Raw genomic sequence first — 17,142 nt, forward strand, 5'->3', positions numbered from 1 at the left:
AGACTTATTTTAACAAAATTCGGAGTGGATTACTATTCAGTACAGACGTATTGAAAATTTTTTAAATAATGGATGGAGACTATGCAAAACAACTATCTAACTCGCCTAATAAAAGTTGATAATATTAAAACTTTTAAATGGCTCAGTTTTTTATTACCGTTTATTTTATTCTTAATTTATTTTGCACTGAGAGGCGCTTATCCTTTTGGTGATAATTCTATTTTAACAGTTGATTTAGGCCAACAATACATTGATTTTTTAGCTTATTTCAAACACACTCTAACGCAAAATCCCAATGATATTTTATATTCCTTTAGTAAAGGATTGGGTGGCGCAATGGCCGGAACTTGGGCGTATTATCTATTAAGTCCCTTTAACTTGATTTTATTATTAGTTCCGACAGCCTTTTTCCCGACCGGAATTTTTCTAATTATTCTAACGAAGATTGGTTTTATTGGCTTAAGTAGTTTTCACTATTTCCATCGTCGTAACCACCTTAATGGTTATGCAACGCTTGCTTTATCAACTGCCTATGCCATGTGTGGATTTGTAGTCGCTAATAATTTCAATCTTATGTGGCTTGATTCAGTTATTTTGTTACCTATCTTGATACAAACAATTGATGATTGGTTCACTAAACCCCAATTCAAAAAGCTATTGCTCGTAACCTGCGCCTTATTGATTACCAACTTTTACTCAGGCTACATGGCGTTACTTTTTGGTTTCTTCTACTACATCACACTTTGGATTATCAATCGTCCAAAAAATTGGGGCAAACTGTTTATCAAATATGCCGCAACGAATATTTTATCAGCATTATTAACAGCTTTTGTGCTCATTCCAACTGTTCTTGAATTACTGACTGGTAAAGGACAATCGCAAGGTTCTCAATTTGAACTTGCCTTTCAGTACCCTCCACAAAATACTCTGGCAAAATTAATGATTGGTAGTTTTGACTTTAATCAAATGTCCTATGGTATGCCTAACGTCTACTTCAGTAGTTTATTACTACTAGCCGTGATTGGTTTCTTTATGAATAAAGCAATTGCCAAACGAACCCGTATTGCTTTATTTGGTCTTTTCTTCTTTATGATTGCTTCGCTATCATTCATTCCACTTGTCTTAATGTGGCATATGGGGCAATTTCCGGTTTGGTTCCCAGGTAGATTTACTTTCTGTTTAGTTTTCTTATGCTTGATTTTAGCTAGTGATTATCTTAAGAATATTAAATTTGACAGTAACAAGACTTGGATTGTTCAATCTATTTTAGTAGTTGCTGCGATTATTTTTGTGGCTATCAACTTAGCTCAATTTACTTTCTTAGATTGGTTAAACATTGGATTTACAGCTGTTTTCTTTGCAATGGGAATTTACCTCTACAAGCGCTTTAATACTTGGGGAGCTATTGCACCTATTTTGTTAATGGTGCTAGTGACGTTAGACCTTTCAAGTAACTTTGCTGCAAGTTTAAACAATATCTCTTATCAATCTAATAGTGCTTATGTCAATTATTCTCGTCAAAATGCTGACACTAGCAAAAAAATAAAAGAATCCGATGATAGTTTTTATCGAACAGAAAAAACATACTATCGTTCAAACGACGATCCCTTTAGTGGTTTATTTAATGGTATCAGTCATTTCAATTCACTAACACCTTATTACCAGAGTATTTTCTTAAACCGAATTGGACTAAAGAGTGCGGGTAGTTCATATAGTTATGGTAATGGGACTGTTCTGACTGACTCACTATTAGGCGTTAAATACTACTACACTTACGCCGATAATTCCGATGATTTTCCGTTCAAGACCCCTAATCGATTTGCTTCGTTAACAACAAGACCTGATTTAGATACTTATCAAAAAATTATGAAGAATTATCAGATTGATGTCTACAAAAATGACCATGCCTTACCTATTTCATTTATTGCACCAGAAAATTCATCTGAGGTTTCCCTAGCGACAAATCGTCCAATTTTAAACCAAGAAGAATTAATGAGTAACTTACTCAACAAACAAGTTTCTTATTTTAAAAAACAACCCGAAATGGATGCTTCATTGACTAACGTTAGTGTTGAAAAATCGCTAGATACAACTTCTTATCACGTCATGGAGCAAGGAAAACCTGCTACAGTAGAGTATAGTTTCACCCCTGAAACTAACGACCCTTATTACCTACTAGTTCCTAATTTCTTTGACAATAAACAAGTTAAAATTTACATTAATGATATTTTGGTTAGTGGTAATTCTCTTGGTGGTAATGAAAATCGTGTTTTAAACGTGGCAAGTAATCAAAAAGGCGTAAAGGTAACTGTAAAATTAGAACTTCAAAAAGACTTCTTATCATTTTCACTACTTTCCTTATACCGCTTTGATAATGCATCCTTTAAAACAGATATTGACGCCTTAAAGGCAACACCAACCAACACAAAACAATTATCTAATACACACTATACTTCAGATGTGGAATTATCAGAAAGCCAACGCTTTATGACATCAATTCCTGCTGATAGTGGTTGGAAATTCAAAGTAGATGGTAAAGCTGTCACACCTGTGAAATGGGCAAATACATTTTGGAGCTTACCACTAGCAAGTGGGACTCATCATATTGAGTATTACTATCAACCAGATTATGTGATTTATCCATTTGTATTATCTGCAACAACACTAGTTTTAACATTAGGTGGTTTATACACCTATCGCAAAATAAAAAAACGTCAATTAGACTAACTGTCTAATCGACGTTTTTTATTTTAATCAGCTAAGGTTACTTCTAAAATTTCAACATCAAACTCGCCACCAGGGGTTGCGATTGAGACAACGTCACCTGTTTTTTTACCAATTAAAGCTTTGGCAATTGGTGAGTCATTTGAAATTTTACCAGAAAGTGGGTCAGATTCTGATGACCCTACAATAATATATTCTTCAGGATCATCTTCACCAACTTCGGTGAAAACCACTTTTTTACCAATAGCAACTTCGTCTGCTTCTGCTTGAGTAGCATCCACAACTTGTGCATATTTAAGCATTTCTTGAATTTGCTTAATACGACTTTCTAGTACACTTTGTTCATCTTTTGCTGATTCGTATTCTGAGTTTTCAGATAAGTCACCAAAAGAACGTGCAATTTTGATTCTTTCAATAACTTCTGGTCTTTTTTCTAATTTTAAAGTTTCTAATTCTTCCTCGAGCTTCACTTTACCGTCAGCTGTCATTGGATATACTCTTTCGACCATCCTTATAAACACCCCATATTTCTATATCATTCCTGATAAATATTAGAGTGAATGAACCAATTTGTCAACTATCTATTTAGTTTTGTTGTCCTAAATTAGTATTTGTTGCAATATGTTCATCATAAGTTTTACTATAGTAAACTTTACCTGTTTTTAAATCAGCAACAAAGTATAAATAACCTTGGTCACGATCAGCAGGAATTAACACAGCTTTGATTGACGATTCACTTGGCATCGCAAAAGGACCTGGTCCAATACCTTTGTTTTGGTAAAGATTGTAAGGTGAATCAACTTTTGTATCTTCAATCGAAAGCATTGTTTTATGTTGATTTAACGCATACAGCACAGAAATATCTGTTCCTAGTGTCATGCCTTGATCTAAACGATTATCAAACACACCCGCAATTTTAGCACGATCACTATCGCTTACCCCTTCTTTTTCAACTAGAGAAGCTAAAGTTAACACATCATGCACCGTTTTGTTTTGTGATTTGATTTGATCATAAAATGGCGTTAGTTCTTGATTGGTCTTGTCAGCCATCGTTGTGACAATATCCTCTAATTTTGAATAAGAGAAAATATCGTAGCTTGCTGGATATAAGTAACCCTCTAAGAAGTAACGAAGATTTGTTCTATCGGTTAACCCATTAAGTAAGTTTGGATATTTTTCAGCTAACTTATTAACAAATTCTTTGTTGTTTACTAAATCAAGAAAATCTTGTTTTTTAAACTTACCATTTTTTTCAATTGAAGTGGCAATATCATCGATATTATCCCCTTCTTTAATGACAATTTGACCTTCAGTTGCTTTGTTTAGTCCTTTTTGTAAGCTATTAACAATCTCAGTTAAAGTCATCGATGGAGACAATGAATAGTCCCCCGCTTTAAAACTGTCATAATGATTAAATTTAGCCCAGTAAGTAAAAATAGTTGAATTTTTAACCAATCCATTTTTTTCTAAAATTACCGCAGCATCTCGGTTAGTAGCCCCTTCGGGGATATTAATCGTTTTTTTAGATTGATCTGAGACATTATAAGGTTGTAATGCTTGGTTGACATATACAGCGGTTGATAATCCTACTACAGCAATTAAAATGATTAAGATTGAAACAATCCATTTCACTAATTTTTTTGTCGGTTTATCTTGTTTACGATTACGCATAATAATTAGCTCCCCATTAACTAACGTACACTAATATTAAGTTGTGATGTTAGTGCTTCAGTAATAGCTGCAATAGCCTCATTAACACTTTCATCTTTCAATGTTTGAGCAAAATCTTGGAAAGTAAGTTGGTAAGCAATTGATTGTTTGCCAGCTTCTAATTTATCACCTGAGTAAACATCAAAAACTTGACTATCACGTAGATACTTGCCACCATTTTCATCAATTACTGAAATGATTTGTGAGTTAGTTACTGCTTCATCAACAAGTAAGGATAAATCACGTGTAATAGCTGGGTATTTAGGTGCTTCTTTTGAAACCGTTGGTTCAACATCAACTGAAAGTAGTGTCACCATGTCTAATTCAAAAGCATAAACTTCTTTAAGTTTGGTTTTTGGTAGTTCACGTGGGTCAATTTGACCAACAAATCCAACGTATTGACCATCGTAATAAATCGCAGCTGTACGTGTTGGGTGCATCCCTTTAATTGGTTCTGCCACATAACTTGTGGCTTTAGTGAAGCCCATTGCTTTTAAGAATGCTTCCACTTGACCTTTTACTTCGTAAAAATCAAAATTTTTAACATCATGTTGCCAGTTATTTGGGCGATTTTGACCGGCATATAAAGCTGCAATATGATCAACTTCTTGATTTTCACCGTTTTCTCGACTAAAGACACGACCTTGTTCAAATAAACGTAAGTCTGTTTGTTTTCTAGCAGCATTATAAACCGCACTGTCTAATAACCCAGATACTAAATTTTGACGTAAGACTTCGTGTTCTTTAGTCATTGGCCAGTCCAAAGCAATCACATCTTTTGGTTCTTTAACAAAACTTACAGCTTTTTCGCTAGTTGTTAGTGAATAATTAATTGTTTCATCTAAGCCAAAACTAACTAACAGATTACGTGCTTTATTTAAAGCTTGTTGTTGTCTATCGTAACCACCAATTGTTTGTTCAACAACTGGCAGAACAGTTGGCAAGTTATCGTAACCAAAAAGACGTGCCACTTCTTCTACTAAATCAGCATCAATTGAAATATCAAAACGTCTTGCAGGAACAGACACGCTAAGTGCATCCCCTTCAGCTACCACACCAAATTGTAGGCGTTCAAAAATAGCAACCATATCTGCTGTAGTTAGTTCAGTTCCTAATACGTGGTTAATACGGTCGGTTGTAATATCAATCACAACTGGTGATTTTTGAATATCTCTAACCACTTTAGTTCCGGATAATACATTTGCTTGACCATTTTCAGCAATAAGTTGAGCTAAGTAGTCGATTGCTTTTTGCGTATTATCCCAGTTAATGCCCTTTTCAAAACGAGCAGAAGAATCAGTTCTCACACCGTGTCTTTGGGCTGATTTACGCACTAAAGCACCGTCATAAATAGCTGATTGTAAGATAAGTGAACTCGTTTTTTCATCGACTTCAGCAGCAGTTGAAGTGACAACACCACCTAATGCCAGAATCTTTTGGTCATCAGCAATCACAATATCTTCAGTATCTAGTTCAATTGGGTCTTGATCTTTCAATTGAATCGTTTCACCAGATTTTGCAAAACGAACTTGTAAATCACCTTCAATTTTATCAGCATCAAAAGCAGCTAAAGGTTGTCCCATTTCAATCATAGCGTATTGCAAAGCATCAACTACATTGTTGATTGGACGTGTTCCTGCATTCATCAAGCGTGTTTGCATCCAAAGTGGACTTTTTGCAAGTTTAACGTCTGTTAGATATCTTAAACGATAATTTGAAACGGCGGATTCATCTAAATCAAGTGATACTTTAATTTGTGAATCAAAACTTTGTGAGTCTTCTGTAAGTTGAGGTGTTTTTAGGTTAGGCTTTTGACTTAAAATAGCTCCTACTTCATAAGCAGCACCTTCCATTGATAAGGTATCTGCACGGTTAGGTGTAATATCAAAATCAAGGATATAGTCATCCATACCTAAGGCTTCATAAACTTCTGTTCCAGGTGCAACTGCATCTTCAAAAACATAAATACCATCTTTCACTTCTTCTGGAACAACTGAGTCACTGAATCCAATTTCTTGTAACCCACAAATCATTCCTTGAGAAACAACACCACGTAATTTACCTTTTTTGATTTTTTCATTACCTGCAATACGTGAATTAGGCAATGCTACAATCACATATTGGTCTTCTGCAATATTTGGCGCACCACAAACGATTTGGTAAGGTTCTTCTTCACCAACATCAACTTGTGCCACTCTTAAATGATCTGAGTTTTCATGATTTTTAAGAGACAATACATGTCCCACTACAATTTTTTTCAACCCTTCTTGAGGATGTTCAAGGGTTTCAATTTCAATCCCTGTACGTGTGATTGTTTCAGCTAAATCAGCAGGGTCTACTGTCACATCTAAATAATCTTTTAACCAATTATATGAAACTAACATTATTTGGCCTCCTGTCTAAATTGTTCTAAGAATCTAACATCATTAAGGTAGAAGTCACGAATGTCACTAACACCGTATTTCAAAATAGCAAAACGATCTAATCCAAGACCAAAGGCGAATCCACCGTATTTTTGACTATCAACACCAGCGTTTTCTAAAACATTAGGGTGCACCATACCAGCACCTAATACTTCAATCCAACCTGTTGATTTACAGGTTGAACAACCTTTACCACCACAGGCAAAACAAGTGACATCAACTTCAACTGACGGTTCAGTAAATGGGAAGTAACTTGGTCTTAATCTAATTTCACGGTCTTCACCAAAAACATGTTGAGCAATCGCTTGAAGGGTTCCTTTTAAGTGAGCCATTGTAATGTTTTCATCAATAACCAAACCTTCTAACTGGTTAAATTGGTGTGAGTGAGTCGCATCGTCATCATCACGACGGTAAACTTTACCTGGTGAAATCATTTTTAATGGACTCTTTGAAAAGTCATGTTTTTCAAGTGTACGTGCTTGAACAGGTGAAGTTTGACTACGCATTAAATGTTCATGTGCAGCATCAACATAGAAAGTATCTTGCATATCACGAGCAGGATGATTTTTTGGAATATTCATCATTTCAAAGTTGTAATGGTCTGATTCTACTTCAGGACCCGTAATTACTTGATACCCCAAACTCACACAAAACTCTTCAATATCTTGACGAACAATATTAATTAAGTGATGACTACCTAGGTAACTTTCTTTACCAGGTAAAGTAACATCAATTGCTTCTTCTTGCATTTGAGCTTCAAGTTCAGCTTGTTGTAATTGTTCTTTTTTGTTATCGATTTCAGTTGCAAATAAGTCACGTACCTCGTTTACAACCTGTCCTACTTTAGGACGTTCTTCATTTGATAAATCTTTCATTGAGCGAAGAACTTTAGTAAGTTCCCCTTTTTTACCTGTTAAATTCACTCGAATATCATTTAAAGTATTCAAGTCACTAGCTTCTTTAATTTGTATTAACCCTTGATCTTTTAATGTTTGAATATGATCAAAAATAGACATAATAGCTCTCCTTTCAAAATAAAAAAGCCTCATCCCAAAAAGGGACGAAGCTTTTGACATCGCGGTACCACCCTGCTTTATCAGACATAAAAGTCTCATACACTTAGTACATCAGATAACGGTGATTGCCGGAATGGATTAGATTCTACTCCTGAAGTGAAATTCATAGTGCTTAAATAGACTGCTCTCACTATCCAGCCTTCGCTTTGATTACCACACTACTACTAGCTTCAATCGCTGTATGCTTTAAATTCTAAACTAAAAAGCATAATAGCGCAACTTATTTTATTCTTCGTGCCAGCGTTTACCCCAAGCATGAATTTGATCCATTACGGGTTTTAATTCGTCTCCTTTTTGAGTAAGAGAATAACGAATAACGCCTGTTTGCTCATCAACTGAACGGTTCACAATTTTTAGTGATTCTAGTTCTTTTAGACGTTCTGTTAGCACACGATCTGAACATTTTTGCACGATATTAGCTAAATCTTTAAAACGCATAGCTTCATTTTTGCATAATGCACAAATAATCAGCCCATTCCATTTTTTGCCTAAGAATTCAAAAGACTCAATAAAGCAATGACATAAGATTTCATTTTCGGTTGTTTGTAAAGTTTTAGTACACATATAAAATCCCTCCATGATTAAAAAATGATTTGTACTTACAAATGTATAGTAACATATTTTATTATGTTTTATAAAACAAATTGATACATCATAATTCCTGCAGCAACAGCCGCATTCAATGATTCTGCTTGTCCTAAAATTGGAATATAAACTTTGGCATCAGCCGCATCTAAATGCTCATGACTAACCCCATGTGCTTCATTTCCAACAATTAAAGCAAACGCACTGCCAGGTTCAAGCGTATTTGAATGAATGGCTTCATCATCTAAGCAACTTGCAAAAATACGGTTCCCCGCATCTTTTAAGCTCATAATGGCGTCATCCAAATCATGTTGTAACACTGTAATATGAAACTGACTACCTTGCATAGCTCGTTGAACTTTATCATTGTATAAATCAACGTTACCAGTATTTAAAATAACCCCATCATATCCCGCAGCATCTGCTGTTCGAATGATAGTTCCCACGTTTCCGGGATCAGATAAACTATCTAATAAGACCCATTTACCTGGATAAAAACTGAATGATTTAGGTTGGTTAATTGGCAAGACCATAAAAATTGACTGTGACGTATTTGTTTGACTAAGTGACTTAGCAATTTCATCAGTCACCTCTAAAACTTTGTCTGCTTTAATATCAGCTATTTCTAACTTATTCAACGCTTCAGGTGTTCCCACAAGATAACGATAAGGTTGATTAGACTTTAAGGCCTCTTCAATTGTATGAAAACCTTCAATTAAGTATAGTCCATATTTTTGGCGGTATTTTTTTTGTTGTAACTTTTTAAGCTCTTTAATTGTTTTGTTCGTTAAAGATGTAATTTGTGGCATAATATTCTCCTTTTGCGATGAATAATTATACCACTTTTATTAAAAAAAACAAAAGTGATTGTCAGATTCTTATTTTTTAATTCCCCGTCCTATTTTTTACTTGAATTGACTGTACTAACTAGTTTAGTATAATTGGTTAGAGACTCTTAGAAAGGATTTCTTACAATTATATGACTAAAAAAAATGCAAAACTCGTCTTGTTACTGCTGGTTACAGCAATCGTATTAACAGGATGTGCAGCTCACACAGCAACGGGTGAACCTGGAGGTATTCAAGGTTTTATCTACTCGTTAATTGGTAAACCCATTCAACAAATTATGTTGAATATCGGGAATACCATTGGCCAACCTAATGGGATTGGTTGGGGATTAATTATCATTACAGGGGTATTGCGCTTAATCTTGCTACCCTTAATGATTAACCAACAATCAAAAAGTTTACGTCACCAAGAACGTATGAAATTGGTTAAGCCACAAACAGATTTAATCCAAAAAGCTGTTAAAAATCCTGCAACGACTCAAGAACAAAAGATGCAAATTAACCAACTTCAAATGCAAGTTTACCGTGAAAATAACATGTCAATCACAGGTGGAATTGGTTGTTTACCTTTAATTATCCAACTACCTTTCTTGATGGGGATTTACCAATCAATCCAATACTCACAAGACATTGTACATTCAAGTTTCTTTGGGATTTCACTAGGTAGCCCTTCAGTAATTATCACCGTCATTGCGACCCTACTTTATGTTATTCAAAGTTTTATTATGTACAGTAAAGCTGAACCTGAACAAAAACAAATGATGAAAACAACTGCTTTTATTAGTCCTTTAGTTACTTTCTTCATCAGTATTTCTACCCCAGGTGGTATCTCACTTTACTTCTTAGTGGGTGGTATCGTTGTTTTAATTCAACAACTTGTCATGTCTTATATCTTACAACCTCGTATTAAGCGTCAAAGTGCAGAGGCTAATAAAGATACTGAAATTGTAGAAGTTGTTACACCAAAAGTCATTGATGATATTTTAAAAACAAATTCAGCAAGTACAACAAAGACAACTAACAGTTCAGCAAATGCCACACCTAATCGTGAACAAAACCGTCAGCGTAACGCTGGAAAGCAAAATAAAAAAGACTAGAATTTTCTAGTCTTTTTTATTTTGCTTATTATTACGGCTTTTACTTTTATCTGGACGATAAATTGGAAAATCAACTCTAAATTGACTACCAACATTAGGTTCTGATTCAACACTAATTTTACCACCATATTCACCTACAAGTTTTTGAGCGATAGATAATCCTAATCCATTACCACCTTTTTCACGAGTTCTTGCTTTATCAACACGATAAAAGCGGTTAAAGATTTTTTCTCTATCTTCAGGTGTAATACCTTCACCAAAGTCTTGCACGATGACACTAACATTTCGGGTATCTGTTGATGCAGATAAGTGCACCTCTTGCCGTGTTTTTGAATATTTAATGGCATTGTCCAACAAAATAATCAAAATTTGTTCAAAGTGATTGCGATAAATTTTAACTTCAGTCTTTGAAGACACATCATTATCTAGCACAATTTTGAAATCAGGATGTATCATCTGTAAATTATCAACTACTTGTTGAACAACGTGGGAAACTTTTGTCACTTCATTTGGGAAAAGCACTTCAATTTGTTCAGCACGGGTTAAATCAAGCATTTCTTGAATCAAGTGTTTCATTCGTGAAATCTCTTGGATAGAGGCTTCGATTGACTCAGCCAACACTTCTGGATCATCTTTTCCCCAGCGATCAATCAACTTCAAGTGTCCTTCAATTACCGCAACTGGTGTCCGCAATTCATGCGATACATCTTCCACAAATTGTTTTTGTTGGTCAATGTAACGTTGCATGCGATCCAGCATTTGATTAAAGGCAGAAGCCATATCCCCTAGTTCATCATGACGATGTAAATCAGGAATTCTCACAGCTTCATCAGGATGTTCATCGACTTCACGAGCAACTTTTGAAATTTGCCTTACAGGACGCAACATACCAGATATTAGAAGATAACTCACTAATATCCCTAAAATAATCCCTACAGCAGATAAAATAAACATCCAAAAACGCAATCCATTTAAGATATTATTGTAATTAGTCATTTTGTTCTCAATTACAATGTAACCCGTAATATTATGACCATTGGTTGACTTAATTGCTTTGATTAAGTACATCGTTTGGCCTTTTGAGTTTTCAACAAACTTTTCACCAAATGATAAGGTTTCGCGACTTAATAAATAATTAGTAGGTCGCGTTTGAAATAGTTTTTCTAAACTCAAGTTATAAACTGTCACACTAATATCTTTATTCGTTAGATTATTGTAAATGGCCTCACTTAAATCGCTATGATCTAAATCAGGTGAATTTTGTAGGGTAAATTGACTGTTTGATTGTTCATTTTTTGCAGATAACGCCGGAATAACCGATGCAATCGTCAAATCTGACTTAATAGTTGACAATCTATCCTCAAAGTTCTTAGTCGTTTCTTCAACAGCTTGTCGCTCTTGAACCATTAATTGTTCTTGAACCAAATGTGTGATAACTAGAGAAAAAATAGCAAACATGATGGTGATTGTCATCGCCATTAAAGCCGTCCATTTAAAAGCAACTGAAATATGAAACTGTTTTTTTTCGGGGGCTTTTTCTTTAGTCTTGTTCTTCTTCATCTGATTTAACAACTGACTCATCCGTTCTCATTACATAACCTGTTCCACGTATTGTCTTAATATATGAAGGTCTACCTTTAACATCAATTTTATTTCTAAGGTAACGAATATACACTTCAACAACGTTGGTTTCGATTTTTGAGTCAGGACCCCAGATTTTGTGAAGTAATTGATCACGAGACACAACATTATTAGCATTTTCAATTAACGTAATTAATAAATTGTATTCACGTTTTGTTAAATCAATAATTTTGTTGTCTTGGTGTACAGTACGATTGCTTGTTTCAATTACCAAGTCGTTAAATTTAACAATCTTTTGTTTAGCCAGATTGCTTGTCCCTTGACCTTCTTCAATTTCAATACGACGTAAAACAGCACGCAAACGTGCTAATAGTTCTTCAATGGCAAATGGCTTTACAATGTAATCATCTGCACCATGGTCAAGTCCAGAAACACGGTCAATTACAGAATCACGAGCAGTCATCATCACGATTGGTGTGCTTTTTGATTGACGAACACGTCTTGCGATTTCTAATCCATTTAGTTCAGGAAGCATCAAATCTAATAAAATAGCATCCCAATCTTCGTTTAAGGCAACGTCTAGCCCCTTACGTCCATTATATTCAACATGAGTTTCATATTTTTCATGTTGTAGTTCTAATTCTACGAATCTTGCTAAGTTTTTTTCATCTTCAATGATTAAAATTTTACTCATAGTTTTACCGATACTTTCATTTAATATTCACTTTTAATTTTAACATAATTTTTGTTGCTATAATAGAACAAAAGAAAAGAGCTGCTAAGTCATTAACAGCTCCTTATCATTTATTGTTCGTCATACCATGGGTAGTGGTAAGTTCCTTCGCGATCAGTTCTTTGGTAAGTATGTGCACCAAAGTAATCACGTTGTGCTTGAATAAGGTTAGCTGGAACTACTTCTGAACGATATGAATCAAAGTAAGATACTGCACTAGAAAATGCTGGAGCAGGAGTTCCTGCTTTAATTGCAATAGATAGCACATCACGAACAGCATCTTGATAGTCATTTGCAATATCAGCAAAATAATGATTCATCAATAGGTTATTAATTGATTCATCTTCATTGTATGCGTCAGTGATTTTTTGTAAGAATTGTGCACGAATGATACAACCTTCACGCCAAATTTTAGCAATTTCACCAAAGTTTAGTGGCCAGTCGTAGTGTTCTGCTGCAATACGCATTTGTTCAAATCCTTGAGCATAGCTCATGATTTTACTAAAGTATAATGCTTTACGAACACTTTCAATAACTTCTTCTTTGTTCAATGAAGAACCATCAAATTTAGGACCATTTAGCACTTTACTTGCTTCAACACGTTCATCTTTAAAGGCAGAGATATATCTAGCATAAACGGCTTCAGTAATTAGTGATTGTGAAACCCCTAATTCTAACGCATTTTGTGAGCTCCATTTACCTGTTCCTTTATTACCAGCTGCATCTAAAATTAAATCAACAATTGGTTTGTCTGAACCTAAGTCATCTTTACGAGTTAAGATATCGGCTGTGATTTCCATTAGGTAACTTGAAAGTTCCCCTTTGTTCCATTCAGCAAAAATTTCAGCAATTTCATCAACACTTAAGCCTAATACATTACGTAAAATGTTGTAACTTTCAGCAATTAGTTGCATATCACCGTATTCGATACCATTATGCACCATTTTTACGTAGTGACCCGCACCATTAGGTCCAATGTAAGTTACACAAGGTTCGCCATCTTCGGCTTTAGCTGACATTTCTTTTAGGATAGGAGCTACTAAATCGTAAGCTTCTTTTTGGCCACCCGGCATCATTGAAGGTCCTTGTAAAGCACCTAATTCTCCACCAGATACACCCATTCCAATAAAGTTGATACCTGATTTGTCTAATTTTTCATTACGACGAACAGTATCTTCAAAGAATGTATTACCACCATCGATTAAAACATCCCCTTTATCTAATAAAGGTAATAATTCATCGATAACAGCATCTGTCCCAAATCCAGCTTTAACCATCATTACAATACGACGAGGTTTTTCTAGACTTTCAACAAATTCTTTGATGTCATAACTTGGTACTAGGTTCTTTTCTTTATGATCAGCCATTACTTCTTCAGTTTTTGCGGCTGTACGGTTATAAATCCCGACAGTGTATCCACGGCTTTCGATGTTTAGGGCAAGATTTTTACCCATAACAGCCATTCCAATTACACCAATTTGTGGTTGTTTGCTCATAACAAAATCCCTCCGTTTTATTCTCATTAATCGTATCAGATGATAGCTAGATTATAAAGTGATGTTTTTATTTTTTATCATCATTATCTTCTAATAAGTCACCTAATTTTGCAAATGGTGAAGTTTTAGTCTTTTCTTTTTGTTCAAAGTAATCTTCTTCACTCATCACTTGCCAAGTGCTTCCTGAAGGCATTTCATCGTTTTGTTGTTCTTCTTCAGTTAGAATTTGGGTTGGCAAGTTTAAAATAATATTATCTTCGACTGCCTTTTGTAAGTCAACCTTATCATTTTCAACTTCGATGATTGTGCCATATAAATCAAAATCTTCTTCACGAGGCTTAGTATCTGTATAAGCTTCGTCAAAAGAAAATGATAAAGGATAATTAATAGGTGTCAAACTTCTAGTAGATAAAACGACTAAATCTGCTTTGACGTGCAAGCGAGAAATAACAAAAGGATAATCGTTAATCAGTTCCCCTGTTACTTGAACGTGTTTGGCTTCCTCAATCATATTTTTAGTTCTTTCTTTTAAAACTTCTGTTAAGTCAATATCTTGTTCAACAGAAGTGAATTGATTCTCATAACGAATCAAATCGGAAAAATTGTGTGTTAACATCTTATTTCCTTTCTATTGGTCGGCGACCAAAATTCTGACTAGTTTGTTTGGCTATTTGTTCATATAAACGGTCCACTTGAACTTCTAATGCTAACTCACCGTCTTTATTAGCATTTTTCTTATTAACACGACTAATAATTGAAAAATCAGTCTGCTTTTTAACTCGTTTCAAATGACGCCTACCTAATTTAGAATAGCCTAATACACGTATATATTTCTTCTTAGCAAAATTACGAACTTGTTCATCAGAAATATTAAGCAGGCAATATAGTGCTAATCTTCTTAATCGAGCATAGGTGTAACGCTTTGATTTGAGTGCCATCAAAAATTCCTCAAAGGAATCTGTTTGATGAATCACTTGCTTCATTCGGTTTTCAAGTCCTTCAGTCATTTGATAAATCTGAGCTAAGTCGGTGGCTGATGTTGATTCGATTTTATATTTTAAAAATGGGAATAACATCTCCCAATCAGGAAAATTAGGTTGTGCTAAAATCGCTGACAGTTCTTTTTGAGGTAACCAGTTTTTAAATTCTTCTTTGAGGTCTTGGTTTTGATTGAGTGCTTTTCTAATAGCTGAAGCTGAAGCTACCGGTTGTTCTTTTTCAAGCGGTTGATCATGATCAACTCCTAAACGTCTAACCGGATGCATCCTTAGCTGAGTGTTAAGTGTCACATTAGCTACAGAATAAGCAATAGCCAGTAAAGTATTGGGACGATTGACCTCATAACCCAGCTCATTAGCAATCGTATCATTGTACTGTGCAGCGTAAGTTTGCGTATAGTCTGAAAAATCAGCACTTTTTTGTCTAATATCACTAATTTTTTGACCTAGTGACTCAAAATTCAATCGTGCATTTTCAGCACCAAAGACTAGGGTTTCAACACCTAATCCAGCTAAAATTTCAATCGCACCTGTTGCAAAACGGTCAGCAGGTTGAACCGCATGATGAAAAGGTAATTCAACCACTAAATCAGCACCTGCAGCTAAAGCCGCATCGGTTCTTGTCCACTTATCCGTAATCGCAATATCGCCTCGCTGAACATAATTGCCAGACATAACGACAATAATCGGATCATCTTGTGCAACAAGTCGTGCTTGGTTCATTAAAAATTCATGTCCACTATGGAATGGATTAAATTCAGCAATAACTCCTGTTACACTCATTTACTTACCCTTTCTTGCCCTTAAAAAACCAGCGTTTTGCTTTTTTTTCATCAAAATGATTACTGAAATCCGATGTTACTTCAATATCTGAAAAACCTGCCCAATTAAGACTTCTTACGTAGTCTTGATAAGGATAAGTACGTTCATAATGAAGCTCTTGACTTGCTTGGTAGTGATTCTCACCATCAGGCGTTAAAATCTTCAAATCATGAACCACAGCATGTTCAACATCCGTTAAATAACTGTGCCAGATAAAGAGATAATCATCAGTTTCAACATTGAACATATAATTATCAAACAAAACATCCATTTGATAAAGCGAATGTGCATCAAATAAGAATTGTCCGTCCGGTTTTAGTGCCCGATAAGCGTTATTAAAAACTTGTGTCACATCAGCTAAATCAGCCATGTAACAAATAGAATCATCAAAGCATAAAATGGCATCATATTGTTCAATTTCATCTAATTCTAGCATATCTAAAACTTTGATAGCCGTTGCTTTTCCTTGAACTTTGTTACGAGCCAATTTTAACATATCTTTTGATAAATCAGTTACTGTAACTTGATAGCCAGCTTCGATTAATAACTCAGATAAATCACCCGCACCAGCGGCAATTTCAAGAATTTTACTCCCTAATGGGACATTTTTTTTAACGTAGTCTAACCACTTAGGGTAAAGACTTTTATCCATCAATTCATCATATACTTTAGCAAAAGATTGATAAGTCATAACGCATTAATCCAAGTTAACTAATTTTGCGTCCGCAAATAATTTTTCTAAACCATAGAATTCGCGTGCATCTGGTAAAAAGACATTAACAATCACATCGTACAAGTCAATTAAGAACCATTCTGAGTTCTTTTCACCTTCAACTTGTAGAATTTCAACATCTTGTTTTTTTGATTCTTCAACAACTTCATCAACAATCGCCTGTAGTTGACGGTGTGAATTAGCTTGTGAAATCACAAGGTAGTCAGCCATGACGCTTGATTCTTTCATATCTAAAGCAACAGTTTGCTCACCATGCTTGTTATCAATCGCTTCGACTACTAAATCTAAAATTTGTTTACTATCTTTCAAAAAAATA

At 34.8% G+C, this 17,142-nt stretch carries 15 protein-coding genes; 2 read left to right on the forward strand and 13 right to left on the reverse strand.

The window, feature by feature from the left end:
* Positions 1-81: 81 nt before the first annotated feature.
* A complete protein-coding gene (locus R4Y45_RS05155; RefSeq protein ID WP_339969957.1) occupies positions 82-2,727 on the forward strand; it encodes a YfhO family protein in 2,646 nt (881 codons plus the stop codon).
* A gap of 23 nt (positions 2,728-2,750) precedes the next feature.
* On the opposite strand, the gene greA is transcribed toward R4Y45_RS05155, so the two are convergent.
* The 6 genes from greA to R4Y45_RS05185 all read right to left on the reverse strand — a co-directional run bounded on the left by greA (position 2,751) and on the right by R4Y45_RS05185 (position 9,327).
* Positions 2,751-3,233 carry a transcription elongation factor GreA gene (gene greA / locus R4Y45_RS05160; protein ID WP_339969959.1) on the reverse strand — a complete coding sequence of 161 codons (483 nt, stop codon included), beginning with the start codon at positions 3,231-3,233 and terminating at the stop codon, positions 2,751-2,753.
* 76 nt (positions 3,234-3,309) lie between these two features.
* Positions 3,310-4,395: an endolytic transglycosylase MltG gene (gene mltG / locus R4Y45_RS05165; RefSeq protein ID WP_339969961.1), complete on the reverse strand. Its 1,086-nt coding sequence runs from the start codon at positions 4,393-4,395 to the stop codon at positions 3,310-3,312.
* Positions 4,396-4,415: 20 nt separating this feature from the next.
* On the reverse strand, positions 4,416-6,818 hold the full coding sequence (gene pheT, locus R4Y45_RS05170; RefSeq protein WP_339969963.1) for a phenylalanine--tRNA ligase subunit beta: 2,403 nt from the start codon (positions 6,816-6,818) through the stop codon (positions 4,416-4,418).
* On the reverse strand, positions 6,818-7,873 hold the full coding sequence (gene pheS, locus R4Y45_RS05175; protein WP_339969965.1) for a phenylalanine--tRNA ligase subunit alpha: 1,056 nt from the start codon (positions 7,871-7,873) through the stop codon (positions 6,818-6,820). Before pheS ends, pheT begins: the two co-directional genes overlap by 1 nt.
* 285 nt (positions 7,874-8,158) lie before the next feature.
* Complete coding sequence (locus R4Y45_RS05180; protein WP_339969968.1) at positions 8,159-8,497, reverse strand: winged helix-turn-helix transcriptional regulator; 339 nt, start codon at positions 8,495-8,497, stop codon at positions 8,159-8,161.
* Between the two features lie 68 nt (positions 8,498-8,565).
* On the reverse strand, positions 8,566-9,327 hold the full coding sequence (locus tag R4Y45_RS05185; protein ID WP_339969970.1) for a TrmH family RNA methyltransferase: 762 nt from the start codon (positions 9,325-9,327) through the stop codon (positions 8,566-8,568).
* Positions 9,328-9,497: 170 nt separating this feature from the next.
* Here R4Y45_RS05185 and yidC point away from each other — a divergent pair, with 170 nt between their 5' ends.
* Entirely contained in the window at positions 9,498-10,463 is a 966-nt protein-coding gene (yidC, locus tag R4Y45_RS05190) for a membrane protein insertase YidC (RefSeq protein WP_339969972.1), read from the forward strand.
* A gap of 6 nt (positions 10,464-10,469) precedes the next feature.
* Here the strand turns inward: yidC and R4Y45_RS05195 are convergent, their stop codons facing one another.
* The 7 genes from R4Y45_RS05195 to rsfS form a co-directional block, all read right to left on the reverse strand.
* Complete coding sequence (locus R4Y45_RS05195) at positions 10,470-12,023, reverse strand: HAMP domain-containing sensor histidine kinase (RefSeq protein ID WP_339969974.1); 1,554 nt, start codon at positions 12,021-12,023, stop codon at positions 10,470-10,472.
* Positions 12,004-12,738, reverse strand: coding sequence for a response regulator transcription factor (locus tag R4Y45_RS05200; RefSeq protein WP_339969976.1), 735 nt, complete (start codon positions 12,736-12,738; stop codon positions 12,004-12,006). The genes R4Y45_RS05195 and R4Y45_RS05200 overlap by 20 nt, the downstream gene beginning before the upstream one ends.
* Before the next feature lie 110 nt (positions 12,739-12,848).
* Positions 12,849-14,273: an NADP-dependent phosphogluconate dehydrogenase gene (gndA, locus tag R4Y45_RS05205; RefSeq protein WP_339969978.1), complete on the reverse strand. Its 1,425-nt coding sequence runs from the start codon at positions 14,271-14,273 to the stop codon at positions 12,849-12,851.
* Between the two features lie 67 nt (positions 14,274-14,340).
* Positions 14,341-14,889: a DUF177 domain-containing protein gene (locus R4Y45_RS05210; RefSeq protein WP_339969980.1), complete on the reverse strand. Its 549-nt coding sequence runs from the start codon at positions 14,887-14,889 to the stop codon at positions 14,341-14,343.
* A gap of 1 nt (position 14,890) precedes the next feature.
* Positions 14,891-16,054: a nucleotidyltransferase gene (locus R4Y45_RS05215; RefSeq protein ID WP_339969982.1), complete on the reverse strand. Its 1,164-nt coding sequence runs from the start codon at positions 16,052-16,054 to the stop codon at positions 14,891-14,893.
* Between the two features lie 4 nt (positions 16,055-16,058).
* A complete protein-coding gene (locus R4Y45_RS05220) occupies positions 16,059-16,784 on the reverse strand; it encodes a class I SAM-dependent DNA methyltransferase (protein ID WP_339969984.1) in 726 nt (241 codons plus the stop codon).
* Positions 16,785-16,790: 6 nt separating this feature from the next.
* Complete coding sequence (rsfS, locus tag R4Y45_RS05225; protein WP_339969987.1) at positions 16,791-17,135, reverse strand: ribosome silencing factor; 345 nt, start codon at positions 17,133-17,135, stop codon at positions 16,791-16,793.
* Between the last annotated feature and the right edge of the window lie 7 nt (positions 17,136-17,142).

Source organism: Holzapfeliella saturejae (genome assembly GCF_037546065.1).
GTDB classification, from domain to species: domain Bacteria; phylum Bacillota; class Bacilli; order Lactobacillales; family Lactobacillaceae; genus Holzapfeliella; species Holzapfeliella saturejae.